Consider the following 24,646-nt stretch of genomic DNA (forward strand, 5'->3'; position numbering starts at 1 on the left):
GGTTCTGCTCAATGAATTCTGTTCGTATGAACACTCTTCATCGAGTTAAATCGTTTTGTCGATTTCTCAATGCCTGTGAGTGTCCACACAGATTTGCTTGTTTATCTTGTTAAAGAGCAATCCCTTAGGCGCTGTGGCCATCGGGTCAGGGCTGCGTATTCTACGCTTTCCTGCTGCGGCGTCAAGAGGTATTTACCATCTTTTTTCGCCTGTCGTTGAAAGGACTCAAAAGCCTCTTTTCTTCGACCCTGTCACGTCTTTCGCGTTGCCGCTGTGCCGTGTCAGTGGGAGCGCATTATAGGGAGCCAAATCTTTTGTGCAAGGGCTTTTTATAAGAAAAAAGATCGCTTGCCGATCTTTTAGGCAAAAACGATCTTTTTCTGCAATTATGGCTATTTTACGCCCTAATTTACTCAGTTTGCGGCCGACTTGGGTGCATTTTCCTGTTCAATAAAGCCTTTGAGTAAGGCTATCGCCTTTGGGTCACCCCAGTCGACGAAACTACGGACAAAGGCAATCAGCTCCCCTTTACCATTAAGAATAAAGGTCGCCGGGATAGTATCGAGTGGGAATATCTGCCCCAACTGCATTTGTGGGTCGTAGTAACTGCGGAAATTTGCCATCCCCAGGGATTGTAGAAAACTGGCCACTTGCTCCTGGCCACCCTGATCGATGGAAATCGGCAGCAGGGCAAACTCCTTATCACTGAACTGCCCTTCAAGCCGTTCCAGAGCAGGCAACTCTCTGACACAGGGAGGACACCAAGTAGCCCAGATGTTGACCAACACCACTTTTCCCTTGTGTTGACTGAAATCCAATTGGTTACCGGCTTTATCCTGGAAGGGAACCACTTCCAGAGGGAAGCTGTGGGGTAGCACATTGATTTTGTCGACACTGGATTGGATCTGATTGTGATCCTTCGGCTGCATACCGGGATAAGCCTGCGCCCCCAGAGACAGGGACGCCAGCAAGAGTAATGAGTATCTGAGTTTGCTCATTACTTGTCTCGCTTCAATAGCTCATCCAACTGGCGTTGTTCTTCGGCAGACAGTTCGAGCGCTTTACCACCGGAAGTACGCTGTTTGCGGATGAAGATAAAGCCAATCAAACCACCGAACAACAGCAACGCCACAGGGCCCAGCCAAAGGACGTAGGTCTTGGTCTCAAGCCTTGGCTTATAGAGAACGAATTCGCCGTAGCGACTGGTCATGAACTGGACGATTTCATCATCAGCCTTGCCCTCTTCTACCATCTTGTACACTTCAAGACGCAGATCGCGGGCAACCGGTGAGTTGGAATCGATCAGGTTTTGATTCTGACACTGGGGGCAACGCAGCTCATGAGCCAGCGACAATGCCCGCTTCTGCTTATCAGGAGAACTGAACTCGAAGGTGTCCACCGGCGTTGCCGCCACCTGAACGGCATAACCGAGCAGGAGCGCCGCAACAGCAAAGGTTTTCAGCAACAACTTTCTCATGACGCTTTATCCTTAGCGGCCTCGGCCTGCAACTGTTGGATCATGGGATACAAGGTTTCTTTCCAAACCCGCATATCTACCGGCCCGGCATAGCGATAACGAATGACACCGTTGTGATCCACGATGAAACTCTCCGGCGCACCATATACCCCGAGATCCAGACCAAGACGACCGTCCTTGTCATAGATATTCAACGTGTAGGGGTCGCCTTGGCGAGAGAGTTCCCTTACCGCCAGCGCCCGCTCGTCACGGTAGTTGATGCCATAGATGGGCACCAAGTTTTGTCGAGCCAACTGCATCAGGTAGGGATGTTCATACTTACAGGATGGGCACCAAGTCGCCCATACGTTCAGCATGGATACCTTACCTTTAAGCTCTTCGTTGGTGATCATCTCTCCCGGCGTTTCCAGTTTCTCCAGCTGGAAGGCAGGCACAGGCTTACCTTCCAACGCAGAATCCAGCTGCTGCGGATTCAAGAACAGTCCCTTGTAAAGGAAGATCCCCATCAAAAGAAACAATATCAGTGGAATAAAAAGTATTAGCTTCTTCATCTTCTTCTTACCTGTTTCAGGCTGTTGCCAGTTTGGCTTTCTTGGCTGCAGCCGCTTCTTCAGCGCGGGCCTTGGCACGATAGCGCTTATCTGAAGCCGCAAAGAAACCACCAACCATCATAAAGATACCGCCAAACCACAACCAACGAACAAAAGGTTTGTAGTTCAGTCGCACTGCAAACTCAGTACGGCTTACAGGGTCGCCCATAGTGACATAGAGATCCCGGAACAGCCCCCAGTCGATACCGGCCTCTGTCATATCCATGGTGCGAACATTGTATTGACGACGATCCGGCTGCAACAGAGCAATCTTTTCGCCATCTTTCAGTATCTCAACCTGCCCTTGCTGTGCCGTGTAGTTAGGGCCAACAACGTTACGGGTTTCCAGATACTTAAAGGTGTAACCGGCCAACTCATGGCTGATGCCTGGGCCCATGCGCACACTCTTCTCAATAGAGTAGTTGGACACCATGGTGGCCCCCACTACAGAGACAGCAATACCCAGGTGGGCGATGATCATCCCCAGTTCACTGCGGCCCATACGCGCCAAACTGACACTGCCGTCTTTCGCTTTAATCACGTTGTAACCGGCACGCAGAGTCGCCAGCACAATCCAGACAGCCGCACCTATACCCAGTGCAACCCAGATGTTGAACTCACCACCGGCAATAAATGGCGCTATCACGCCCAGTACAGCTGAAATGATCGCAGGCAACAACAGCTGGCGCTTGAGCTCACCCTGCTTGGATTTTTTCCAGCGAATGATGGGGCCAATACCCATAAAGCCGAACAGTACCAGCACGATGGGAACAAATACTGCATTGAAGTATGGTGGGCCAACGGAAATCTTACCCATGCCCAAAGCATCGATCAGCAGCGGGTAAAGGGTACCAAGCAATACGGTACCTGCCGCTACGGTCAGCAATACGTTACAGACCAGCAGCATGGTTTCTTTGGATTTCAGCTCAAAACGGGCAGGGCTGCTCATTTCACTGGCACGGAAAGCAAACAGTGTCAGCGAACCGCCTATGGCCAAGCCAAGCAGCAGTAGAATGAACATACCCCGGCTTGGGTCTGCCGCAAAGGAGTGCACTGAGGTCAGCACACCAGAACGAACGATAAAGGTACCCAATAAGCTCAGGGAGAAGGCAAAGATAGACAAGAGTACTGTCCAGTTACGGAAGGCACCGCGTTTCTCTGTCACTATCAAGGAGTGAACCAGCGCTGTACCGACCAGCCATGGCATAAAGGATGCGTTTTCAACCGGATCCCAGAACCACCAACCGCCCCAGCCGAGCTCGTAATATGCCCACCAGGAGCCCAGTGCGATACCACCTGTGAGGAAAATCCAGGCGGCCAGAGTCCAAGGGCGGCTCCAACGAGCCCAGGCAGAATCGAGTCGACCGCTCATCAGTGCGGCGATGGCGAAAGCAAAGCTGACTGAGAAACCCACATAACCCAGATACAACATAGGCGGGTGGAAGATCAGACCCACATCCTGCAGCATGGGGTTAAGGTCACGCCCTTCTGCCGGGATCGGGAATAAACGTTCGAATGGACTGGAAGTGAGTAGCATGAACAGGGTAAAGCCTATGGTGATCATCGCCAACACGGCCAATACCCGAGCGGTGAACACCTCTTCCAACCCCTTACTGAAGAAGGCTACAGCTGCAGCCCATACAGAAAGTGAGAAGACCCAGAACAACAGTGAACCTTCATGCCCACCCCAGACTGCTGCAATCTTAAAGAAGATAGGCAATTGAGAATTGGAATGATGGGCCACATAGGCGACTGAGAAGTCATCGGTTGCGAAGCTGTAGCCCAGCGCGATTACCGATAAAAAGATGAATAAAAACATACCGTAACTCAGAGGCCAGGCATAGCGCACTAAGTATTGGTCTTTGCGGGCAACACCGATCAGGGGGACGGTCATCAGCAGTACAGCGAACGCCATCCCTATGATCAATGAGAAATGTCCAAGTTCTGGGATCATGGGTTTTCCTCAGTTTCCAGGTCAATGTCTGCCAAGCTTCTATTCTGGGCAGACGCACAACTACGGGGCACACACCATTACCTTATTAACTTAATCACGGCTTAAAAGCCGTAACGGTTAACAGGTATATATTACGAATTTTTGCTCATTTTAGTATTTGCTTTTGTTCCTGTCTGCCACTTTCCACCAATTATGGGTCGCGGCTCTCATTCTCTGAGAGGCCAATATCAGTAGGGAAAAGGCGGCAAGACTCAAGGCTGTGACAGGCGTTAACTAGAGAAGTTTCATTGAATTTTTTGCTGAAATTTGGAACTGTGAACCAGTGCCCAACTATGACCATTAACCCTGATGGGGGGCTTATATTACTGTTCAATGAATCATCTTTCCGTATAATCTTGCAGTCAGGCCGTGCGGTAACCCCGCTTTGTCACAAACCAACGTGAAATAAACATAATGACCACTTTTTGGATTTTTATTGCGATTGTTGTGTTAGTCAGCCTGGGGCTGATCTGGCTTCCTCACTTCCGGCAACAGAAGCTGCTCAAGGCTGAAGAGTCCGGTGTCCGCAAACAGACCAACCTGGAACTGTTTAATGAACGTCTAGCCATTCTGGAGAAGGAACGCCAGGAAGAACTGCTGGATCAAGACGAATTTGAATCCCTGAAAAAAGAACTGGAAGTCAGCTTACTGCAGGACATCAAACAAGGAGCCGACGAATCACTCGACTCTCAGGCCAAGCCTAAAGGGCTACTCTGGCCAAGTCTGATGTCGGTTGTATTACTGGTTGTTGCCGGCTACTCCTATCAGCAGTTGGGTGCCTATCAAAATATCGATTCGCCTCAACCAGAGAATCCCCATGCAGGTATGAGCACTGAGCAGATCATGATGCAGCGAGTGCAGATGATGGAATCAGCTGTGCAACAGGAGCCTGAAAACAGCCAGGCTTGGTTCAGCCTGGGTCACGCCTATATCTCTGCCGGGCAATATGATCAGGCAGTCGCGGCCTTCGATAAAGTGATCGAACTTGTGGGTGTACATGCCGAGCTGCTGGGTCCCAAGGCCACCGCCCTCTACTATAAGGCTGGCCAGCAGATGATCCCTGTGGTTCAGTCGCTGATCGATCAGGCTCTGAAACTGGATCCACAAGACCCTTCCACTTTACTGCTGGTTGGTATGGATGCTTTCTTTACCGCAGACTACAACAAGGCCATCGGCGCTTGGCAGACTATTCTCGACAGCGATAGAGCCGACGTGGATCGTGCCGCACTGATCAATGCCATTGACAGCGCCAAGATGCGTATGCAGGCAGAAGGTGGTGCCACCATGCCGAATGACGAAGCTCATAAGGGCCTGAAGGCAGCCACAGCCAAGACAGTGACACTGAATGTTTCTATCGCTCCTGAACTGGCAGCCAAGGTCAGCAATACCGATATGCTGTTCATCTTTGCCAGAGCTACGGAAGGCCCCAAAGTTCCACTGGCGGCCACCAAGGTGAGTGCCAAGTCATTACCTGTGACTGTGACTCTGGATGACTCCACCAACATGGGTGGCAACGTCAAACTCAGTGATGCAACCGACGTTGAAGTGATTGCGGTATTGTCCAAGCATGGCAGCGTTAAGCCTCAGCCTGGCGATCTGCAAGGTAAGCTGGCCAGCATTAAAGTTGGTGCCAGCGGTGAACTGGTGCTGGATACCGAAGTCCAGTAATCCTTGGTTAACAGGCATAAAAAAACCGGCATCAGCCGGTTTTTTATGATGATACTTGATTACTTGGACATGAACTCGATAGCGTTCTTGTAATCTTCATCAGTACAATCTGTGCACATGCCACCAGGAGGCATAGCGTTCAAACCAGACTTAACGCTGTTAAGCAGGGTGTCGATACCTTTGGCCAGGCGAGGCTCCCAAGCAGCAGCATCGTGTGCTTTAGGTGCACCGGCAACACCCATGCTATGGCAGACTTGGCAGGCTTTATTGAAAACGGCCTCACCTTCTTGGGCTGACACGTTCGCAGACATAGTCAATGCAGCTACTGCGGTCATTGCTAACAGTTTTTTCATGTTCAATGTTCCTAATGCAAATACTTACAAAGCTCAACGCTGCCCTTGGTTAAAGTAGGCAGACTCATTTTAGCTCGCTAAGAGTACAACAAACTTCAACAAATCTCATCTTTTTGTGATTAAAATCGCAGCTTGTCCTGTAAATAAGGACAAAGGTCGCGAATTCATTAATATATTAGTAACAGATTAAAAAGTTCCCAAAAATTCACTTTTATTGGAAGCATATCAAATTGCTGAAACTTAGTGCGATGCAGTGGTAAACCCCAGCCAGAGCATGTGTTAGTATCTCTTGTGTTTCCTTACCGCTTGTTATAGAGGGCTCAGTGGCAGAACCAAAACCTACATCACTGCTGTCGGCAAGCAGCCTCACTTGTATTCGTGAAGAGCGGATACTGTTCGATGAACTCAGCTTCGATATCAACCCTGGCGATATAGTCCAAATTGAAGGTCCCAACGGCGCCGGTAAAACCAGCCTGCTGCGGATCCTCGCCGGTCTGTCGCGCCCATACGGGGGGGAAGTCCTGTTTCAGGGGGAAGCTATCACTCGTTGCCGCGATGAGTTCAATGAAAACCTGCTTTATCTGGGCCATCTCGCCGGCGTGAAAAGCGAACTCACCGCCGAGGAAAACCTTAACTTCAATTTAAGAATCAGTGGGTATGATGACTTTGATGCACGGGAAATCCTTGCCAAAGTCAACCTGACCGGGTTTGAAGAAGCGCTTGCAGGCCACCTTTCTGCTGGCCAACACAGACGAACCGCACTCGCCAGGCTCTGGCATACCGCCTGTAAAATCTGGATTCTGGATGAGCCCTTTACCGCGATCGACAAGAAAGGGGTCGCTGAATTGGAGCAACTCTATATTCGCCATGCCGATGCCGGTGGTTGCGTCATTCTGACGACCCACCAGGATATGGGCATCATTACAGATGAAAGGTTGCGGAAAATCCGCTTGGATTATCGCTTCGTATAAGGCTTAGCAGAGATGAACAGAGGCATTAGTTTTACCAAGGCATTTTTCACCCTGCTGAAACGGGATCTACAGATTGCCGTGCGTCATCGTGGTGATATTTTTAACCCACTGCTGTTTTTTATCATAGTGGTTACCCTGTTTCCGCTGGGTATAGGTCCTGAGCCACAGGTGTTGACCCGGATTGCTCCCGGGATTATCTGGGTTGCGGCCTTGCTGGCAGCCATGTTGTCACTGGAGCGGCTGTTCAAGGCAGACTTCAGTGACGGAAGTCTGGAGCAGATGTTGCTTAGCCCGCAGCCACTGGCGCTGTTGGTACTGGCCAAAGTGTTTGCTCACTGGTTACTGACTGGCGTACCTTTAATTATAATTGCACCGCTGTTGGCTGTGCTGCTGCATCTGGACGACAACAGTTACGGCGCCCTGATAGCCACCTTGATGCTTGGGACACCTGTATTGAGTCTGCTTGGCGCCATAGGTGTTGCTCTTACAGTGGGCTTACGCAAAGGCGGCGTGCTGCTGAGCTTGCTGATTTTGCCACTGTATATACCAGTGTTGATCTTTGCGACCGGCGCGATCGACTTTGCAGCATCCAAACAACCCTATGATGGTCAGCTGGCGATTCTAGGCGCCATGCTGGTCGGTTCTTTAGTCTTGGCACCTTTTGCTATTGGTGCCTCATTGCGAGTGAGTACTAACTGAAATGTGGAAATGGTTACATCCCTACGCCGACCCTCAAAGGGCGTATCAACTGTCAGGAAAACTACTGCCTTGGTTTGCACTGCTTGCCCTGGCACTTATCGCAACCGGAACCGTGTGGGGTTTGGCATTTGCTCCCACAGATTACCAACAGGGTGACAGCTACCGTATTATCTTTATCCACGTACCTGCAGCATCCATGTCGATGGCAGCTTACATGGGTATGGCAACCGCAGCCTTCATAGGCCTGGTGTGGCAGATCAAGCTGGCCGATTGGGCAGCCGCCTCTATCGCACCAATTGGTGCCGTGGTCACCTTTATCGCTCTGTTCACTGGTGCCACCTGGGGTAAACCCATGTGGGGCACTTGGTGGGTTTGGGATGCACGCCTGACCTCTGAACTTGTGCTGTTGTTCCTGTATCTAGGGGTAATCTCCCTCTACGCCTCATTCGAAGACAAGGTGCTGGCCGCCAGAGCCGCCGGCATTCTGGCCATAGTTGGAGTGATTAATATCCCTATCATTAAGTATTCGGTTGAATGGTGGAACTCACTGCACCAACCATCCACTATCCGAATCACCGAAAAGTCGACCATGTCTACCGACATGCTCTACCCTTTATTGATCAACATATTTGGGTTTGGTTTGATGATAGGTGCCATCACTCTGGTGCGTTTCCGTGCCGAAATTCTGGCCCGTAACGGAATGCGCCCTTGGGTTAGGGAACTGGCCAAGGCCGAAGGAGTCAAATAATGCAGTTTCAATCTTTAGCAGAGTTTTTCAACATGGGCGGCTATGCCTTCTATGTGTGGTTGGCCTACGGTGTCACTTTCGTGTCCCTTAGCCTGCTTATCCTGGTCAGTTCGATGAAGAAGCGTCGGGTACTGCAGGAAATAGCATCCAAAGTGCAACGTGAGGAACGCCTCGCTCAAAACCGGAGTAACAGATCGTGAACCCAAGACGCAAAAAGAGACTGGTATTGGCTGTAGCCTTGATTGCAGGTGTTGCTGCCGTGGCTTCCTTGCTGTTATATGCCCTCAACTCCAACCTTAACCTCTTCTATACTCCCACCGAGATAGTCAATGGTAAAAAGGATACTGGCATCAAGCCGGAAGTGGGCCAGCGGATCCGCGTGGGCGGCATGGTTACTGTAGGCTCTATGGTGCGTGACCCTGAAAGCCTGCATGTTGAGTTTGCCGTACATGATGCCGCCGGCGGCGAAATCATAGTAACTTATGATGACCTTTTGCCTGATCTCTTCCGTGAAGGCCAGGGTATAGTCGCTCAGGGCGTATTGATTGAAGGTGGTAAGTTAGAAGCCTCTGAAGTGCTGGCCAAGCATGATGAAAACTATATGCCACCTGAAGTTGCCGAAGCCATGGGCCAGACCCATGAAAAGCTTGAGTACAACACGCAACAGGTCGGCGGCGCCAAGTAAATGCCCATAGATAAAAAAGCCTCTTCGGAGGCTTTTTTATTACTTGCAGAGTCTGAAATTTCTGCCACGCTAAAATTCTATAGGCTGAATACAAGGACTTAGCATGCGCGCATTGGTATTTCTGGGTTTACTGCTGTCACTGCCAATAGGTGCCGCCAATCTCTTGCTGATTGAGTCCTACCACGCTGAATATCCCTGGGATCAAAGTTATAAAGCCGGCATCAGAGCCATCCTCGGTGATAAGCACCAATTTCACACCTTTGCCCTCGATACCAAGCGACTACCCAAAGCACAATTTAAAATCCAGGCCGATAGTGCTTGGCAAAGATACCTGGAACTTAAACCCGATTTGGTATTTCTCGCCGATGACAATGCCTTGATGCTGCTACATGAGCGCTTCAGCCAAACCCAAACCCCTGTGGTTTATCTAGGGATCAACGGCAATCCTCGTGACTACGGAATAAAGCATACAGGTAACATTACCGGTGTACTGGAGCGCCCCCTGTTCAAACGTTCCCTCTTGATGGCACAGGCTATGCTGCCAACCCAACCACCACACAAGTTTTTGCTACTGTTTGACTCAGGCTATACCTCGGATACAGCGGTAGCCTCCATCAAAAAGCTCAACCAAAATTTGATGATAGGCAACAACCAAATCGATATAGAACAACATCAGAAGTTCAGCAGCTGGCAGTCGTCTGTTTCGAGTGCTCGAGAACGTGGCTATGACGCCGTGTTTGTGGCCCTGTATCAAACGCTGCAAGACGATAAGCAACAAACGGTAGATGAGCTGGAGGTAGCACGTTGGACCCACGACAACGCCACTGTGCCTCATTTTGGTTTTTGGCATTTCAGTGTCGCCTCTGAGGGCAATATTGGGGGCTATATTCTGGATGGCAACAAGCATGGACGCATAGCGGGGACCATAGCGAAACAGATCCTGGCGGGCAAAAGGCCGGCAGAGATATTCCCCAAGATGGATACCAGTGGTGCTTATCTATTCAGTGAGAGTGGTTTAAAGCGATGGCAACTGAGTTTGCCGGAAAGGGTCAGGGAGCAGGTCGAACTCGTGGAATGACCTTCGGCGACGAGCAAAATAAAAAGCCCCGCTGTTAGCGGGGCTTTTTCAGAACTTACCTGAGATTACTCAGCAGCAGCTTCAACTTCTACAGCTTCAGCAGCTTCTGGGCGACCAACCAGCTCGATGTAAGCCATAGGGGCTTTATCACCGGCACGCAGACCGCACTTCAGGATACGGGTGTAACCACCAGGACGTTCCTGATAGCGTGGACCCAGTTCGTTAAACAGTTTACCTACGACTTCTTGGTCGCGAGTACGAGCAAACGCCAGACGACGGTTTGCTACGCTGTCACTTTTAGCAAGTGTTATCAGAGGCTCAACTACGCGACGCAGTTCTTTGGCCTTCACTACGGTTGTCTTGATGATTTCATGACGAACCAGTGAACTTGCCATGTTACGGAACATGGCTTGGCGGTGACTGCTGTTGCGGTTAAGTTGACGACCACTCTTACGATGGCGCATGACCTAATCCTTATAACCTAAATCTGTACAAAACCTGGGACTTACAGGTCGTCTGCCAAACTAGCCGGTGGCCAGTTTTCCAGACGCATACCTAGCGACAGTCCGCGAGATGCCAACACATCCTTGATCTCGGTAAGAGATTTCTTACCCAGGTTAGGTGTTTTGAGCAGCTCAACTTCAGTGCGTTGTACCAGATCTCCGATGTAATGAATCGCTTCGGTTTTCAAACAGTTAGCCGAACGTACAGTTAGCTCTAAATCGTCGACAGGACGCAACAGAATCGGATCGAACTCCGGCTTCTCTTCCTTCTGCTCTGGCTCGGTCACATCACGCAGTTCAACGAAGGCATCCAGCTGTTCAGCCAGGATAGTCGCAGAACGACGGATAGCTTCTTCAGGATCGATAGTACCGTTAGTGGTCATATCGATGATCAGCTTGTCCAAGTCAGTACGCTGTTCCACACGAGCTGCTTCTACATTGTAGGCAATGCGAGCAACAGGTGAGAATGAAGCATCAACCAGCAAACGACCGATTGGGCGATCATCGTCTTCGGTTTGTGCACGGGCAGAAGCCGGTACATAACCACGACCACGCTCAACACGGATACGCATGCTGATGTCATTGTTACCAGTCAGGTGACAGATAACATGATCCGGGTTCACGATTGTGACATCGCCGTCGTGGGTGATGTCGGCTGCGGTAACAGGGCCTGCGCCGGACTTGCTCAGAGTGAGCATAGCCTCGTCTTTACCCTCGATAATGACTGCCAGCCCTTTCAGGTTCAGCAATATTTCAAGGATATCTTCTTGTACGCCTTCCTTACTGCTGTATTCATGCAGTACGCCGTCGATCTCGACTTCGGTAACCGCGCAGCCGGGCATAGACGACAATAGGATGCGACGCAACGCGTTACCCAAAGTATGACCGAAACCACGCTCGAGTGGCTCCAGAGTCACCTTGGCACGAGTTGGGTTAACCTGCTCGATATCAACGAGACGCGGTTTAAGAAATTCTGTAACAGAACCCTGCATTGTGTCCTCTCTTGTTTGTTAGCCTTACTTAGAGTAAAGCTCGACGATCAGCTGTTCGTTAATTTCCGCAGACAAATCGCTACGTTCTGGCAGACGCTTGAAAGCTCCTTCCATTTTTGCGCTGTCGACTTCAACCCATGTAGGCTTCTCGCGTTGAGCAGCCACTTCCAGAGCAGCCTTGATACGGGCTTGCTTCTGTGACTTCTCGCGAATGCTTACAACATCATTCGCAGACACTTTGAATGACGGAATGTTAACAACACGACCGTTGACCATAATTGACTTATGGCTAACCAGCTGACGTGCTTCTGCACGAGTCGCACCAAAGCCCATACGATAAACTACGTTATCCAGACGGGTTTCCAAAAGTTGCAGCAGGTTTTCACCTGTGTTGCCTTTCAGACGTGCAGCCTCTTTGTAGTAGTTACGGAATTGCTTTTCCAGCACACCATAAATACGACGAACTTTTTGTTTCTCGCGTAACTGCAAGCCATAATCAGACAGACGTGGCTTACGAGCGCCATGCTGTCCAGGTGCTGCTTCCAGCTTACACTTCGAATCGATTGCTCTCACACCGCTTTTCAGGAAAAGGTCAGTACCTTCCCGGCGGCTGAGCTTGAGCTTGGGACCCAAGTATCTTGCCATGATCTTTCTCCAACTATCCTAACGAAACTGCCAATTACACGCGGCGTTTTTTAGGAGGACGACAACCGTTATGAGGGATCGGCGTCACATCAGTGATGTTGGTAATTTTGTAACCAACAGCGTTCAGCGCACGAATGGCTGACTCACGACCTGGACCTGGACCCTTCACGAAAACTTCAAGGTTTTTAACACCATAATCCTGAGCTGCAGTACCTGCGCGCTCAGCTGCCACCTGCGCAGCAAATGGGGTAGATTTACGTGAACCACGGAAACCTGAACCACCTGCAGTCGCCCATGACAGAGCGTTACCTTGACGATCTGTGATAGTAACAATTGTATTGTTGAAAGACGCATGGATATGAGCCATGCCATCAGCAACCTGTTTACGTACGCGCTTACGCGGAGAACGTGACGGAACTTTAGCCATTGTCTACCTTCCCGTTACTTCTTGATTGGTTTACGTGGACCTTTGCGAGTACGCGCATTGGTCTTAGTACGTTGCCCACGGAGAGGCAGGCTACGGCGATGGCGGAGGCCACGATAACAACCAAGGTCCATAAGACGCTTGATGTTCATTGAAACCTCACGGCGTAAGTCACCTTCTACTGAGTATTTGGCAACTTCTTCGCGTAGAGTATCGATTTGAGCTTCGCTCAATTCCTTGATCTTAGCGTCTTCGGCAATGGCTGTAGCCGCGCAGATAGCTTTAGCGCGAGTACGACCGATACCGTAGATAGCAGTCAGTGCAATGACTGTGTGCTTTTGATCAGGAATGTTAATGCCAGCGATACGGGCCACTATGCACTCCTTAAGTTAAAGGCCATCTGTGAAAAGCCCGAAAGGATACTCGACAGATGACTAGTTTGCAAACAATATTTTTGGCCAGCCCAGTTAAGAGCTGGCCAAGATTTTTTAGCCTTGACGCTGTTTGTGTTTTGGTTCAACACAGATAACGCGTACAACGCCACTACGCTTGACGATCTTGCAGTTACGGCAGATCTTCTTCACGGAAGCTCGAACTTTCATTTCATCACTCCGTAAAGCTATCTTATCGACCAAAGCGATCGAGATTCGCTTTGTTCACCAGATTAGCTTTCTTCATCACAGACTCATATTGATGAGACATCATATGGGTCTGAACCTGAGCCATGAAGTCCATGATCACAACTACCATAATCAGTAGTGAAGTACCGCCAAAATAGAACTGTACTTTCCATGCGATTAACATGAACTCCGGAATTAAACAGATAAAGGTAATATACAACGCGCCTGCCAGAGTCAAACGGGTCATCACTTTATCAATGTAACGCGAAGTCTGTTCGCCGGGACGGATCCCGGGAATAAACGCACCGCTCTTCTTCAGGTTATCTGCTGTCTCGCGTGGGTTAAATACCAACGCGGTATAGAAGAAACAGAAGAAAATAATTGCTGCTGCATACAACAGAGAGTACAGCGGCTGTCCAGGAGAAACTGCGAGAGAAACCTCAGACAGCCATTCCATAGACGGATTCTTACCAAACCACTGAGCCAGTGTGCCTGGGAACAGAATAATGCTGGACGCAAAAATTGGCGGAATTACGCCGGCCATATTAACCTTCAGCGGCAGGTGGGTTGACTGCGCGGCAAACACCTTACGGCCTTGCTGACGCTTGGCATAGTTAACGACGATACGACGCTGACCACGCTCCACAAATACCACGAAATAGGTTACGGCAAACACAATCACCGCAATCAACAACAATACCAGTACGTTCAAGTCGCCTTGACGCGCTTGCTCGGCCGTTTGACCGATAGCAGAAGGCAGACCGGCTACGATACCTGCGAAAATCAGGATCGAAATACCGTTACCTATACCACGCTCGGTAATTTGCTCGCCAAGCCACATCAGGAACATGGTTCCGGTGACTAAACTGACGACTGCAACAAAATAGAACTCAAAACCAGGATCGACCACCAGGCCGTTCACCAGATTTGGCAATCCTGTTGCAATACCGATCGACTGGAATGTACCCAACACCAGCGTACCCCATCTTGTATACTGGCTGATTTTCTTGCGTCCTGACTCACCTTCCTTCTTCAGTTCAGCGAGTGCGGGATGCACAACAGTCAGTAACTGCATGATGATCGAGGCCGAAATATACGGCATGATCCCCAATGCAAAAATAGAGGCGCGCTCAAGGGCACCACCCGAGAACATATTGAACATGCCCAGGATGGTGCTCTTTTGCTGAGCAAAGAGCTCTGCCAATACAGCAGCGTCAATACCAGGAATTGGCACAAATGAACCGGCACGAAACACGATAATTGCGCCAATCACGAACAGGAGGCGAGCTTTCAATTCAGAAAGTCCACCTTTCGCGCTTTTTAAATCAAGTCCTGGTTTTGCCATCGACCTATTATTCCTCGATATTCTCGATCTTACCGCCGGCAGCTTCGATAACTGCGCGTGCACCTTTGGTTACCTTCAGACCTTTTACGGTCACTGGGCGCTCAATGGTACCTGAAAGAACGATTTTCGCAAACTGGATGTTGCGAGTTATTACGTTCGCATCTTTCAGTGCGTTCAGGTCGATAACGTCACCAGTAACTTTTGCCAGTTCGCTCAAGCGAACTTCAGCAGTTACCATAGCGATACGCGAGGTAAAGCCGAACTTAGGCAGACGGATCTTAAGTGGCATTTGACCACCCTCGAAGCCAGGGCGTACACCGCCACCGCTACGAGATTTTTGACCCTTGTGACCGCGACCAGCGGTCTTACCCAAGCCAGAACCAATACCACGGCCTACACGCTTAGGTGCAGACTTAGCGCCTGCTGCTGGAGATAAAGTATTCAGACGCATTGATTAGTCCTCCACCTTTACCATGTAGTAGACCTTATTGATCATACCGCGAACAGCAGGAGTATCTTCCAGCTCAACGGTGTGACCAATACGACGCAGACCAAGACCAGTCAGAGTGGCCTTGTGCTTAGGCAGACGGCCGATAGCACTTTTGGTCTGGGTTACTTTGATAGTTTTAGTAGCCATGGTGCATTACCCCCGAATTTCATCAACATTCAGGCCACGCTTGGCTGCAATCTGCGCTGGTGACTTCATGTGTACCAGAGCGTCAACAGTTGCACGAACGATGTTGATCGGGTTAGTAGAACCGTATGCTTTCGACAGAACGTTGTGAACGCCTGCTACTTCCAATACGGCACGCATTGCGCCACCGGCGATAATACCGGTACCCTCTGAAGCAGGTTGCATGTAAACGCGTGAACCAGAGTGGCGACCCTTCACTGGATGGTGCAGAGTGCCTTCGTTCAGGTTTACAGTAACCATGTTACGACGGGCTTTTTCCATTGCTTTTTGAATAGCAGCTGGAACTTCACGCGCTTTACCATAGCCGTAGCCGATCTTACCGTTACCATCACCCACTACAGTCAGAGCGGTGAAGCTAAAGATACGACCACCTTTAACTACTTTAGAAACACGATTAACTGCAATCAGCTTTTCTTGCAGATCGTCTTTTTGCTGAGCTTCTAATTTAGCCATTGTTTTACCCCTTAGAACTGGAGGCCAGCTTCACGAGCGGCTTCTGCAAGAGCAGCAACACGACCGTGATACTTGAACCCAGAACGATCGAAAGCAACAACAGTTACGCCTTTTTCGATCGCGCGCTCAGCAATAGCTTTACCTACTGCTTTGGCCGCATCTACGTTACCGGTGTACTTCAGTTGTTCCTTTACTGCTTTCTCAGCAGTAGAGGCAACAGCCAACACCTGAGCTTCAGGGTTGATTACCTGAGCGTAAATGTGACGCGGTGTACGATGTACAACCAGACGGTTGACGCCCAGCTCTTGGATCTTCTTGCGAGCGCGAGTCGCGCGGCGCAAGCGAGATGTTTTCTTATCCATATCGCGTTACCTACTTCTTCTTAGCCTCTTTACGGCGTACTTGTTCGTCATCATAGCGAACACCCTTGCCCTTATAAGGCTCTGGTGGACGATAGCCACGAATTTCAGCCGCAACCTGACCAACCAGCTCTTTATCGATACTTTTCAGTACGATGTCTGTTTGGCTTGGGCATTCAGCTGTAACGCCTGCTGGCAATTGATGAACCAGAGGGTGAGAGAAACCTAAGGTCAGGTCAAGAGCGCTGCCGCTAACTTTGGCACGGTAACCCACACCAACCAGCTTCAGCTTCTTTTCGAAACCCTGAGAAACACCAACAACCATGTTGTTGATCAGTGCACGAGCAGTACCAGCCTGTGCCCAAGCGTTAGCAACGCCTTCGACAGGAGAGAACTTGATTTCTGCACCTTCAACAACAACGTTAACTGCGCTGTTGATTACTCGAGTCAGACTACCTTTACCGCCTTTAACGGTAATAGTTTGGTCGTTTAAAGTCACCTCTACGCCGGCTGGAATAGATACTGGTGCTTTTGCTACACGAGACATTCCTAGCTCCTTACGCTACGTAGCAGATAACCTCACCACCCATGCCTGCAAGGCGGGCGGCACGATCAGTCATCAGGCCTTTAGAAGTGGACACAATTGCGACACCCAGTCCGCCCATAACCTTTGGCAGCTCGTCTTTACCTTTGTAAATACGAAGACCAGGACGGCTTACGCGCTGGATAGTCTCAACAACAGGTTGGCCCTGGAAATACTTCAGAGTGATTTCCAGTTCAGGCTTAGCGCCTTCTTCTGCTACGGCGTAGTCAGTGATATAACCTTCATCTTTCAGCAGCTTTGCGATAGCAACTTTCAGTTTGGCAGAAGGCATCTTCACAGATACTTTGTTAGCAGCTTGGCCGTTACGAATACGGGTCAACATATCCGCAATAGGATCTTGCATGCTCATATTAGCTTACTCCGTGACAAGTGCTTACCAGCTGGCCTTACGCAGACCAGGAACTTCACCACGCATGGTTGCTTCACGCAGCTTGATACGGCTCAGGCCGAATTTGCGCAGGAAACCATGAGGGCGGCCAGTTTGATTACAGCGATTGCGTTGACGCGATGCGCTTGAATCACGTGGTAGAGCTTGCAGCTTAAGAACCGCATCCCAACGAACTTCGTCAGAAGACTCAGGGCTGCTGATGATAGCCTTAAGAGCTGCACGCTTTTCAGCATACTTGGCCACGAGCTTTGCACGTTTTGCTTCACGTGCCTTCATTGACAGTTTTGCCATTTCGCTACCCCTTATTTCTTGAATGGGAAGTTGAAAGCATCAAGCAAAGCGCGACCTTCTTCGTCAGTATTCGCAGAGGTAGTGATAACAATATCCATACCACGAATCTTATCGACTTTATCGTAGTCGATTTCTGGGAAGATGATCTGCTCGCGCACGCCCATCGCGTAGTTACCACGGCCGTCGAACGACTTAGCGCTCAGGCCACGGAAGTCACGGATACGAGGGATTGCGATGTCAACTAAACGCTCAAAGAATTCCCACATACGCTCACCGCGCAGGGTCACTTTACAGCCAATAGGGTAGCCTTCACGGATTTTAAAACCAGCAACTGACTTACGAGCTACAGTCACAACTGGTTTTTGGCCGGCAATAGCAGTCATATCACGGACAGCATTTTCCATGATTTTCTTGTCAGCTACGGCTTCGCCAACACCCATGTTCAGGGTGATTTTCTCAATCCGAGGGACTTGCATGACACTGGTATAACCGAACTTTTTAGTCAGTTCAGCAACAACAGTCTCTTTGTATCTATCATGCAGTTTCGCCATCGTTTACTCCAGTTACTTAACGAGTTCACTGTTCGATTTGAAGAAACGGACTTTCTTACCGTCTTCGAATCGGAAACCAACACGATCCGCCTTGCCAGTGACAGGGTTAAAGATCGCAACATTAGATGCTTGAATCGGTGCTTCTTTCTCAACGATACCACCAGTCACACCCAGTTGTGGGTTAGGCTTCTGGTGCTTCTTAACGAGATTGATGCCTTCAACAATTAACTTACCGGTAGTAAGTACACGAGTAACCTTACCGCGCTTACCCTTATCCTTACCGGCCAGTACAATTACTTCGTCTTCACGACGGATTTTTGCTGCCATTTTGAAGCTCCTTACAGTACTTCTGGTGCCAGCGACACAATCTTCATGAATTGCTCAGTACGCAGTTCACGTGTCACAGGTCCAAAGATACGAGTACCAATCGGGGCAAGGTTTGCGTTAAGCAATACCGCTGCATTCCGATCGAAGCGAATGACAGAACCGTCTGGACGACGTACGCCTTTCTTAGTACGGACTACCACCGCGTTATACACATCACCTTTCTTCGCTTTAGCGCGAGGAATGGCTTCTTTAACAGAAACCTTGATGATGTCGCCGATACCGGCATAACGACGATGAGAGCCACCCAAGACCTTAATACACTGAACTCTGCGCGCGCCGCTGTTACATGCGACATCGAGAGTCGATTGCATTTGGATCATTTTAAGTGCTCCGCTATCGTTACTACACAATCCCCACCATGGGGCTAAATAAACACCACTTTTGCCGTTCAAATCGGTCAAAAATGGCGCGCAAGTATAACACCATAAATAGAGGATGGATAGTATTAAAAAACAAACGGCCCCGAAAAGGAGCCGTTTACCAGTTAACCTAATTAAAAATTAGGCCTTGCTTACTACTTCAACCAGGGTCCATGACTTGGTCTTGGACAGAGGGCGACATTCGCGAATAGACACGAAATCACCTTCTTTACACTGGTTTTGTTCGTCATGTGCATGGATCTTAGTAGTACGTTTGATGTACTTACCGTAGATTGGGTGCTTAACTTGACGCTCAACAGCTACAGTGATGGACTTGTCCATCTTGTCGCTGATGACTTTACCCTGCAAAGTACGGATTTTCTCAGACATTATGCACCTGCCTTAGAAGTAATAATGGTCTTAACGCGCGCAATGTTACGGCGCACTTGCTTCAGCTGGTGAGTTTGTGCCAGCTGACCAGTGGCGTGTTGCATACGCAGGTTAAACTGCTCACGCAGCAGACCAAGCAGTTCAGCGTTCAATTCCTCAACGCTCTTTTCTCTCAGTTCGCTCGCTTTCATTACATCACCGTCTTAGTTACGAAGGTAGTCTTGATAGGCAGTTTAGCAGCGGCCAGTGCGAAAGCTTCGCGGGCCAGCTCTTCTGAAACGCCATTCATTTCATAGAGTACCTTACCTGGTTGAATCTGACATACCCAGTATTCAACGTTACCTTTACCTTTACCCATACGCACTTCAAGAGGCTTAGAGGTAATTGGCTTGTCAGGGAAAACCCGGATCCAGATTTTTCCTTGACGCTTAACGTGACGTGTCATTGCACGACGGGCAGATTCGATCTGACGTGCAGTCAAACGGCCGCGGCCAACTGCTTTCAGACCAAATGTACCGAAGCTAACTTCAGTACCGTTCGCCAGACCGCGGTTGCGGCCTTTGAACATTTTGCGAAACTTCATACGTTTAGGTTGCAGCATTGCCGGCTCTCCTATTTACCACGAGGCTTGCGCTTAGGTTGCTGCTTCGGCTCTTCGATCTGAGGCATGATACCGTCCAGAACTTCACCTTTGAAGACCCAAACTTTAATGCCGATCACACCGTATTGAGTGTGACTTTCAGAGGTTGAATAGTCGATGTCAGCACGCAGTGTATGCAGAGGCACACGGCCTTCGCGATACCACTCGGTGCGCGCAATCTCAGCGCCGCCTAAACGGCCACTAACTTCAACTTTGATACCTTTAGCGCCCAGACGCATAGCGTTCTGTACCGCACGCTTCATAGCGCGACGGAACATAACACGACGTTCCAGCTGTTGAGCGATTGAATCGGCTACCAGCTTGGCGTCCAACTCAGGCTTGCGGATCTCAGCGATGTTAATTTGCGCAGGAGTGCCAGTAATTTTGGCAACTTCAGCACGCAGAACCTCAACGTCTTCACCTTTCTTACCGATCACAACACCTGGACGGGCAGTGTGAATAGTAACGCGGATGCTTTTCGCTGGGCGTTCGATAACGATCTTAGATACTGATGCGGCTTTCAGCTTCTCTTCGAGAAACTTACGCACTTCCCAGTCGCCGTGCAGATTAGCAGCGTAGTCTGCTTTATCAGCGTACCAGGTAGAGATCCAAGGCTTAGTGATACCCAGACGGATACCATTAGGATGTACTTTCTGTCCCATTGCTCTCTCCTAGCGATCTGATACAACCACAGTAATGTGGCTGGTACGCTTCATGATACGGTCGGCGCGACCTTTAGCACGTGGCATGATGCGCTTCATGGTTGGGCCTTCATCAACGAAGACTTTTCCAACTTTCAGTTCATCAATGTCGGCACCTTGATTGTGCTCAGCATTGGCAATGGCTGAATCCAGTACTTTTTTGACCAGTACGGCGGCTTTCTTGGGGCTAAAGGTCAGGATCTCGAGGGCCTTAGAAACAGGCAGACCGCGGATCTGATCAGCTACCAAACGAGCCTTTTGAGGCGACGTACGGGCAAAACGATGTTTAGCTAAAACTTCCATCTTACTCCTCCCGTATTAGCGCTTCTTCGCTTTCTTATCAGCAGCATGGCCGCGATAAGTGCGAGTTGGTGAGAATTCACCAAGCTTGTGGCCGATCATTTCGTCAGTTACGAACACAGGAACGTGCTGACGACCATTATGGACAGCGATGGTCAAACCAATCATGTTTGGAATGATCATAGAGCGACGTGACCAAGTCTTAATAGGCTTCTTGTCACCTGCTTCCACCGCTTTCTCTACCTTCTTCAGCAAGTGCAGGTCAATGAATGGACCTTTCTTGAGAGAACGTGGCATGGCGAATCCTCTTACTATTTATTACGACGACGTACGATGTACTTGTCAGTGCGCTTGTTACTACGGGTCTTGTAACCCTTAGTTGGCACACCCCATGGAGTCACTGGGTGACGACCACCAGAAGTACGGCCTTCACCACCACCATGTGGGTGGTCTACTGGGTTCATTGCAACACCACGAACTGTTGGGCGTACGCCTCTCCAGCGCTTGGCACCAGCTTTACCCAGCTGACGCAGCATGTGCTCGGCGTTACCAACTTCACCCAGAGTCGCGCGGCAATCAACTGGCACTTTGCGCATTTCGCCAGAGCGAAGACGCAGAGTGGCATAAGCGCCATCACGAGCTACAACTTGTACATAAGCACCGGCAGAACGTGCAATTTGAGCACCTTTGCCAGGTTTCATTTCAACAGCGTGAACTACGCTACCAACTGGGATGTTACGCAGTGGCAGGGCGTTACCTGTCTTGATTTCAGCTTCTACGCCAGAAACGATTTTGTCACCAGCCTGCATGCCTTTGGCTGCCAGGATATAGCGACGCTCACCGTCTGCGTACAGTACCAGCGCGATGTGCGCAGTACGGTTTGGATCGTATTCCAGACGCTCAATCTTCGCTGGGATACCATCTTTATCACGTTTGAAGTCAATAAGACGGTAGTGTTGCTTATGACCACCACCAACGTGACGAACAGTGATACGACCAGTGTTGTTACGGCCGCCACTCTTAGATTTTTTCGCCAACAGGCCAGCAAAAGGTTTACCCTTGTGCAGGTCAGTGTTCACCACTTTAACGACGTGGCGACGACCTGGAGAGGTTGGCTTACACTTAATAACTGCCATGAGTAATCTCCTTACGCTTCAGCGCCGACGAAATCGATGTCAGCACCCTCAGCCAGAGTAACATAGGCTTTTTTCCAATCGCTGCGACGACCAGCACGGGCACCGTGACGCTTGGTTTTGCCTTTGTTCACCAGAGTGCGAACTGAATCAACTTCAACTTCAAACAGTTTTTCAACTGCAGCTTTGATCTCTGCTTTAGTGGCGTCGATAGCTACACGGAAAACTACAGTGTTGTTCTTCTCAGCAACCACAGTGCTCTTTTCAGAGATGTGAGGCGCCAGAATAACTTTCAGTAAACGTTCTTCGCGGATCATGCCAGCATCTCCTCGATTTGCTTAACAGCATCAGCAGTTACCAGCACTTTGTCGAACGCGATCAGGCTTACTGGGTCGATACCAGCAACATCACGAACATCAACCTTGTACAGGTTGCGAGCTGCCAAGAACAGGTTCTCGTCAACTTCGGAAGTCACAATCAATACGTCTTCCAGACCCATGTCTTTCAGCTTGGCCTTCAGCTCTTTAGTTTTAGGAGCTTCAACAGCAAACTTTTCAACAACGATCAGACGTTCTTGACGTACCAGCTCGGACAGAATGCTCTTCAGAGCGCCGCGGTACATTTTCTTGTTGACTTTCTGGCTGTGATCCTGGGTTTTAGCAGCGAAAGTTACGCCACCGCCACGCCAGATTGGGCCCTTGACACCACCCGCACGAGCGCGGCCAGTACCTTTTTGGCGCCATGGCTTTTTGCCAGAGCCAGTCACTTCAGCGCGAGTTTTCTGAGCACGAGTGCCCTGACGCGCGTTTGCAGCGTAAGCTACAACTACCTGATGAACCAGTGCTTCATTAAAGTCACGGCCGAAGGTAGTTTCGGAAACTTCAAGAGCGCTTTGCGCGTCTTTCAATACCAATTCCATTACTATCTCCTCAGACCTTAGGCTTTAACGGCAGGCTTGATGATCAGGTCGCCATTGGTAGCGCCTGGAACAGCACCTTTAACCAGCAGCAGGTTACGCTCAGCATCTACACGTACTACGTCCAGATTTTGAGTGGTAACACGCTCAGCACCCATGTGGCCTGACATTTTTTTGCCTTTGAATACGCGACCTGGCGTCTGGTTCTGACCGATAGAACCGTTAGCACGGTGCGCCAATGAGTTACCGTGAGTCATATCCTGGGTACGGAAGTTCCAGCGCTTAACGCCACCTTGGAAACCTTTACCTTTTGATTGACCGGTAACATCTACTTTCGCTACGTCAGCGAAGATATCTACGTTCAGCTCAGCACCAACTTCAATGCCTTCGCCTTCACCGTCTGCCAGACGCATTTCCCACAAACCACGGCCGGCGTCAACGCCCGCTTTGGCAAAGTGACCTGCTTCTGGTTTAGTGATGCGGTTGGCTTTTTTGGCACCAGTAGTAACTTGAAGTGCACGGTAGCCGTCGTTTTCCAGAGTTTTCACCTGAGTAACGCGGTTTGCATTTACTTCAATTACAGTAACAGGGATAGACACGCCATCTTCGGTGAAGATGCGGGTCATACCCACTTTACGACCAATAAGACCGATAGCCATCTCTCAAACCTCTTCTAAGGATCTCAATTAACCCAAGCTAATCTGTACGTCGACACCAGCCGCAAGATCCAGACGCATCAGCGCGTCGACTGTCTTCTCAGTTGGCTCTACGATGTCAACCAAACGCTTGTGAGTACGGATTTCGTATTGGTCACGAGCATCTTTATTAACGTGCGGAGAGATCAAAACGGTATAACGCTCTTTGCGCGTAGGCAGTGGGATAGGACCACGTACCTGGGCGCCAGTACGCTTAGCAGTTTCAACGATTTCCGCAGTAGACTGATCAATCAAACGATGATCAAATCCTTTCAAGCGGATACGGATTCTTTGGTTCTGCATTGACCAGAGCTCCTAAAATGGACACATAAAAAATCACCCTCTAGCCATTTCCTTTCTTGGAAAGACAGAGCGAGATGATTTAACCGTTCGACTCCCAATCGGAGTCGCTGTATTTGTGTTTAGCCCCTAGGGCTAAATCAACTTTGTCGCTTACTCAAGTTAAGCGAGGAGGCTATTATACTCATCCAGTTACGGATTACAAGCCTACTGTCGGAATTATCAACAGCATTAACGCTGTCAAAAAGTGGCGCAGATTATACTGACTTTAGCACTCATTGCCAACCGTTTTTGAACGACTGACAAACGGCCAATAAAAAGGCGACCCTGGGGTCGCCTTTTTACGATAGCTTAGATCAGCAATTAAGCGATGATCTTGGCTACAACACCAGCACCAACTGTACGGCCACCTTCACGGATGGCGAAGCGCAGACCTTCATCCATCGCGATTGGGCAGATCAGAGTTACTGTCATCTTGATGTTGTCACCTGGCATTACCATCTCTACGCCTTCTGGCAGTTCGATAGTACCGGTCACGTCAGTTGTACGGAAGTAGAACTGTGGACGGTAGCCTTTGAAGAATGGAGTGTGACGACCACCTTCTTCTTTAGACAGGACGTAAACTTCTGATTCGAACTTGGTGTGTGGAGTGATTGAACCAGGCTTAGCCAGTACTTGACCACGCTCTACTTCA

The 24,646-nt window shown here is 49.7% G+C and carries 40 protein-coding genes and 1 pseudogene; 7 read left to right on the forward strand and 34 right to left on the reverse strand.

Annotation, left to right across the window (positions count from 1 at the left end; all coding sequences use genetic code 11):
- Positions 1-413 precede the first annotated feature (413 nt).
- Genes N512_RS0118220 through N512_RS0118235 form a run of 4 tightly spaced genes read right to left on the reverse strand, consistent with a single transcriptional unit; the run spans position 414 to position 4,021 of the window.
- Positions 414-998, reverse strand: a complete 585-nt coding sequence (locus N512_RS0118220; RefSeq protein WP_028781242.1) for a TlpA disulfide reductase family protein — start codon at positions 996-998, stop codon at positions 414-416.
- Complete coding sequence (gene nrfF / locus N512_RS0118225) at positions 998-1,477, reverse strand: heme lyase NrfEFG subunit NrfF (RefSeq protein WP_081737205.1); 480 nt, start codon at positions 1,475-1,477, stop codon at positions 998-1,000. Before nrfF ends, N512_RS0118220 begins: the two co-directional genes overlap by 1 nt.
- The gene (locus N512_RS0118230; protein ID WP_028781244.1) at positions 1,474-2,028 is read right to left on the reverse strand and encodes a DsbE family thiol:disulfide interchange protein; all 555 of its coding nucleotides are present in this window, start codon (positions 2,026-2,028) and stop codon (positions 1,474-1,476) included. Before N512_RS0118230 ends, nrfF begins: the two co-directional genes overlap by 4 nt.
- A gap of 16 nt (positions 2,029-2,044) precedes the next feature.
- Positions 2,045-4,021: a heme lyase CcmF/NrfE family subunit gene (locus N512_RS0118235; protein ID WP_028781245.1), complete on the reverse strand. Its 1,977-nt coding sequence runs from the start codon at positions 4,019-4,021 to the stop codon at positions 2,045-2,047.
- Positions 4,022-4,474: 453 nt separating this feature from the next.
- On the opposite strand from N512_RS0118235, the gene ccmI reads away from it, so the two are divergent.
- Positions 4,475-5,728 carry a c-type cytochrome biogenesis protein CcmI gene (gene ccmI, locus N512_RS0118240; protein ID WP_028781246.1) on the forward strand — a complete coding sequence of 418 codons (1,254 nt, stop codon included), beginning with the start codon at positions 4,475-4,477 and terminating at the stop codon, positions 5,726-5,728.
- A gap of 59 nt (positions 5,729-5,787) precedes the next feature.
- Here ccmI and N512_RS0118245 read toward each other — a convergent pair whose 3' ends face one another.
- Positions 5,788-6,081, reverse strand: coding sequence for a c-type cytochrome (locus tag N512_RS0118245; protein ID WP_025011985.1), 294 nt, complete (start codon positions 6,079-6,081; stop codon positions 5,788-5,790).
- Positions 6,082-6,404: 323 nt separating this feature from the next.
- Between N512_RS0118245 and ccmA the strand changes: the two genes are divergently transcribed.
- From ccmA to N512_RS0118275, 6 genes are all read left to right on the forward strand, one after another.
- Positions 6,405-7,052 carry a cytochrome c biogenesis heme-transporting ATPase CcmA gene (gene ccmA, locus N512_RS0118250; RefSeq protein ID WP_028781247.1) on the forward strand — a complete coding sequence of 216 codons (648 nt, stop codon included), beginning with the start codon at positions 6,405-6,407 and terminating at the stop codon, positions 7,050-7,052.
- A gap of 12 nt (positions 7,053-7,064) precedes the next feature.
- Positions 7,065-7,751, forward strand: a complete 687-nt coding sequence (gene ccmB, locus N512_RS0118255; RefSeq protein ID WP_025011984.1) for a heme exporter protein CcmB — start codon at positions 7,065-7,067, stop codon at positions 7,749-7,751.
- A 1-nt stretch (position 7,752) separates the two neighbouring features.
- On the forward strand, positions 7,753-8,499 hold the full coding sequence (locus tag N512_RS0118260; RefSeq protein WP_025011983.1) for a heme ABC transporter permease: 747 nt from the start codon (positions 7,753-7,755) through the stop codon (positions 8,497-8,499).
- Positions 8,499-8,699 (forward strand): heme exporter protein CcmD, encoded by a 201-nt coding sequence (gene ccmD, locus N512_RS0118265; protein WP_025011982.1) that lies wholly within the window; start codon positions 8,499-8,501, stop codon positions 8,697-8,699. Before N512_RS0118260 ends, ccmD begins: the two co-directional genes overlap by 1 nt.
- Positions 8,696-9,184, forward strand: coding sequence for a cytochrome c maturation protein CcmE (gene ccmE, locus N512_RS0118270; protein ID WP_025889966.1), 489 nt, complete (start codon positions 8,696-8,698; stop codon positions 9,182-9,184). Before ccmD ends, ccmE begins: the two co-directional genes overlap by 4 nt.
- A gap of 103 nt (positions 9,185-9,287) precedes the next feature.
- Positions 9,288-10,262, forward strand: coding sequence for an ABC transporter substrate-binding protein (locus N512_RS0118275; protein ID WP_051472869.1), 975 nt, complete (start codon positions 9,288-9,290; stop codon positions 10,260-10,262).
- A gap of 65 nt (positions 10,263-10,327) precedes the next feature.
- Here N512_RS0118275 and rplQ read toward each other — a convergent pair whose 3' ends face one another.
- The 29 genes and pseudogenes from rplQ to tuf all read right to left on the reverse strand — a co-directional run.
- The gene (gene rplQ, locus N512_RS0118280; protein WP_028781249.1) at positions 10,328-10,726 is read right to left on the reverse strand and encodes a 50S ribosomal protein L17; all 399 of its coding nucleotides are present in this window, start codon (positions 10,724-10,726) and stop codon (positions 10,328-10,330) included.
- A 41-nt stretch (positions 10,727-10,767) separates the two neighbouring features.
- Positions 10,768-11,757: a DNA-directed RNA polymerase subunit alpha gene (locus N512_RS0118285; protein WP_028781250.1), complete on the reverse strand. Its 990-nt coding sequence runs from the start codon at positions 11,755-11,757 to the stop codon at positions 10,768-10,770.
- A 24-nt stretch (positions 11,758-11,781) separates the two neighbouring features.
- Positions 11,782-12,402 (reverse strand): 30S ribosomal protein S4, encoded by a 621-nt coding sequence (gene rpsD, locus N512_RS0118290; RefSeq protein ID WP_025011979.1) that lies wholly within the window; start codon positions 12,400-12,402, stop codon positions 11,782-11,784.
- 34 nt (positions 12,403-12,436) lie between these two features.
- Positions 12,437-12,829 (reverse strand): 30S ribosomal protein S11, encoded by a 393-nt coding sequence (gene rpsK / locus N512_RS0118295; protein ID WP_025011978.1) that lies wholly within the window; start codon positions 12,827-12,829, stop codon positions 12,437-12,439.
- 14 nt (positions 12,830-12,843) lie between these two features.
- Positions 12,844-13,200: a 30S ribosomal protein S13 gene (gene rpsM, locus N512_RS0118300; protein WP_025011977.1), complete on the reverse strand. Its 357-nt coding sequence runs from the start codon at positions 13,198-13,200 to the stop codon at positions 12,844-12,846.
- A 114-nt stretch (positions 13,201-13,314) separates the two neighbouring features.
- Positions 13,315-13,428: a 50S ribosomal protein L36 gene (gene rpmJ / locus N512_RS24210; protein WP_006083579.1), complete on the reverse strand. Its 114-nt coding sequence runs from the start codon at positions 13,426-13,428 to the stop codon at positions 13,315-13,317.
- Positions 13,429-13,450: 22 nt separating this feature from the next.
- Entirely contained in the window at positions 13,451-14,791 is a 1,341-nt protein-coding gene (secY, locus tag N512_RS0118305; RefSeq protein ID WP_025011976.1) for a preprotein translocase subunit SecY, read from the reverse strand.
- Between the two features lie 7 nt (positions 14,792-14,798).
- Positions 14,799-15,242 carry a 50S ribosomal protein L15 gene (gene rplO, locus N512_RS0118310; protein ID WP_025011975.1) on the reverse strand — a complete coding sequence of 148 codons (444 nt, stop codon included), beginning with the start codon at positions 15,240-15,242 and terminating at the stop codon, positions 14,799-14,801.
- Positions 15,243-15,245: 3 nt separating this feature from the next.
- Positions 15,246-15,428: a 50S ribosomal protein L30 gene (rpmD, locus tag N512_RS0118315; protein WP_025011974.1), complete on the reverse strand. Its 183-nt coding sequence runs from the start codon at positions 15,426-15,428 to the stop codon at positions 15,246-15,248.
- A gap of 6 nt (positions 15,429-15,434) precedes the next feature.
- Positions 15,435-15,938 carry a 30S ribosomal protein S5 gene (gene rpsE / locus N512_RS0118320; protein ID WP_025011973.1) on the reverse strand — a complete coding sequence of 168 codons (504 nt, stop codon included), beginning with the start codon at positions 15,936-15,938 and terminating at the stop codon, positions 15,435-15,437.
- Positions 15,939-15,949: 11 nt separating this feature from the next.
- Positions 15,950-16,300 (reverse strand): 50S ribosomal protein L18, encoded by a 351-nt coding sequence (gene rplR / locus N512_RS0118325; protein ID WP_025889969.1) that lies wholly within the window; start codon positions 16,298-16,300, stop codon positions 15,950-15,952.
- A 10-nt stretch (positions 16,301-16,310) separates the two neighbouring features.
- On the reverse strand, positions 16,311-16,844 hold the full coding sequence (gene rplF / locus N512_RS0118330) for a 50S ribosomal protein L6 (RefSeq protein ID WP_025011971.1): 534 nt from the start codon (positions 16,842-16,844) through the stop codon (positions 16,311-16,313).
- Positions 16,845-16,854: 10 nt separating this feature from the next.
- Positions 16,855-17,250 (reverse strand): 30S ribosomal protein S8, encoded by a 396-nt coding sequence (rpsH, locus tag N512_RS0118335; RefSeq protein WP_025011970.1) that lies wholly within the window; start codon positions 17,248-17,250, stop codon positions 16,855-16,857.
- 24 nt (positions 17,251-17,274) lie between these two features.
- Positions 17,275-17,580, reverse strand: coding sequence for a 30S ribosomal protein S14 (rpsN, locus tag N512_RS0118340; protein WP_028781251.1), 306 nt, complete (start codon positions 17,578-17,580; stop codon positions 17,275-17,277).
- Between the two features lie 11 nt (positions 17,581-17,591).
- The gene (gene rplE, locus N512_RS0118345) at positions 17,592-18,131 is read right to left on the reverse strand and encodes a 50S ribosomal protein L5 (protein WP_025011968.1); all 540 of its coding nucleotides are present in this window, start codon (positions 18,129-18,131) and stop codon (positions 17,592-17,594) included.
- 12 nt (positions 18,132-18,143) lie between these two features.
- On the reverse strand, positions 18,144-18,458 hold the full coding sequence (gene rplX, locus N512_RS0118350) for a 50S ribosomal protein L24 (protein WP_025011967.1): 315 nt from the start codon (positions 18,456-18,458) through the stop codon (positions 18,144-18,146).
- An 11-nt stretch (positions 18,459-18,469) separates the two neighbouring features.
- The gene (gene rplN / locus N512_RS0118355) at positions 18,470-18,838 is read right to left on the reverse strand and encodes a 50S ribosomal protein L14 (RefSeq protein ID WP_011494644.1); all 369 of its coding nucleotides are present in this window, start codon (positions 18,836-18,838) and stop codon (positions 18,470-18,472) included.
- 180 nt (positions 18,839-19,018) lie between these two features.
- On the reverse strand, positions 19,019-19,267 hold the full coding sequence (gene rpsQ / locus N512_RS0118360) for a 30S ribosomal protein S17 (RefSeq protein ID WP_025011966.1): 249 nt from the start codon (positions 19,265-19,267) through the stop codon (positions 19,019-19,021).
- A complete protein-coding gene (gene rpmC / locus N512_RS0118365; protein ID WP_011758342.1) occupies positions 19,267-19,458 on the reverse strand; it encodes a 50S ribosomal protein L29 in 192 nt (63 codons plus the stop codon). The genes rpsQ and rpmC overlap by 1 nt, the downstream gene beginning before the upstream one ends.
- Positions 19,458-19,868, reverse strand: a complete 411-nt coding sequence (gene rplP, locus N512_RS0118370; protein ID WP_025011965.1) for a 50S ribosomal protein L16 — start codon at positions 19,866-19,868, stop codon at positions 19,458-19,460. Before rplP ends, rpmC begins: the two co-directional genes overlap by 1 nt.
- 11 nt (positions 19,869-19,879) lie before the next feature.
- The gene (gene rpsC / locus N512_RS0118375) at positions 19,880-20,569 is read right to left on the reverse strand and encodes a 30S ribosomal protein S3 (RefSeq protein ID WP_025011964.1); all 690 of its coding nucleotides are present in this window, start codon (positions 20,567-20,569) and stop codon (positions 19,880-19,882) included.
- A 9-nt stretch (positions 20,570-20,578) separates the two neighbouring features.
- Complete coding sequence (gene rplV, locus N512_RS0118380; RefSeq protein WP_025011963.1) at positions 20,579-20,911, reverse strand: 50S ribosomal protein L22; 333 nt, start codon at positions 20,909-20,911, stop codon at positions 20,579-20,581.
- A gap of 15 nt (positions 20,912-20,926) precedes the next feature.
- The gene (gene rpsS, locus N512_RS0118385; RefSeq protein WP_025011962.1) at positions 20,927-21,205 is read right to left on the reverse strand and encodes a 30S ribosomal protein S19; all 279 of its coding nucleotides are present in this window, start codon (positions 21,203-21,205) and stop codon (positions 20,927-20,929) included.
- A 14-nt stretch (positions 21,206-21,219) separates the two neighbouring features.
- Positions 21,220-22,044 carry a 50S ribosomal protein L2 gene (gene rplB / locus N512_RS0118390; RefSeq protein ID WP_025011961.1) on the reverse strand — a complete coding sequence of 275 codons (825 nt, stop codon included), beginning with the start codon at positions 22,042-22,044 and terminating at the stop codon, positions 21,220-21,222.
- 11 nt (positions 22,045-22,055) lie between these two features.
- Positions 22,056-22,358 carry a 50S ribosomal protein L23 gene (gene rplW, locus N512_RS0118395; RefSeq protein ID WP_025011960.1) on the reverse strand — a complete coding sequence of 101 codons (303 nt, stop codon included), beginning with the start codon at positions 22,356-22,358 and terminating at the stop codon, positions 22,056-22,058.
- The gene (rplD, locus tag N512_RS0118400; RefSeq protein ID WP_025011959.1) at positions 22,355-22,960 is read right to left on the reverse strand and encodes a 50S ribosomal protein L4; all 606 of its coding nucleotides are present in this window, start codon (positions 22,958-22,960) and stop codon (positions 22,355-22,357) included. Before rplD ends, rplW begins: the two co-directional genes overlap by 4 nt.
- A 17-nt stretch (positions 22,961-22,977) precedes the next feature.
- Positions 22,978-23,616, reverse strand: coding sequence for a 50S ribosomal protein L3 (gene rplC, locus N512_RS0118405; RefSeq protein WP_025889970.1), 639 nt, complete (start codon positions 23,614-23,616; stop codon positions 22,978-22,980).
- Between the two features lie 27 nt (positions 23,617-23,643).
- Positions 23,644-23,955 (reverse strand): 30S ribosomal protein S10, encoded by a 312-nt coding sequence (gene rpsJ, locus N512_RS0118410; RefSeq protein ID WP_011635639.1) that lies wholly within the window; start codon positions 23,953-23,955, stop codon positions 23,644-23,646.
- A gap of 360 nt (positions 23,956-24,315) precedes the next feature.
- Positions 24,316-24,646 (reverse strand): annotated as a pseudogene (tuf, locus tag N512_RS23380) (elongation factor Tu); the annotation flags it as partial.

It is taken from the genome of Shewanella sp. 38A_GOM-205m (assembly GCF_000518445.1).
In the GTDB taxonomy this organism is placed as follows: domain Bacteria; phylum Pseudomonadota; class Gammaproteobacteria; order Enterobacterales; family Shewanellaceae; genus Shewanella; species Shewanella algae.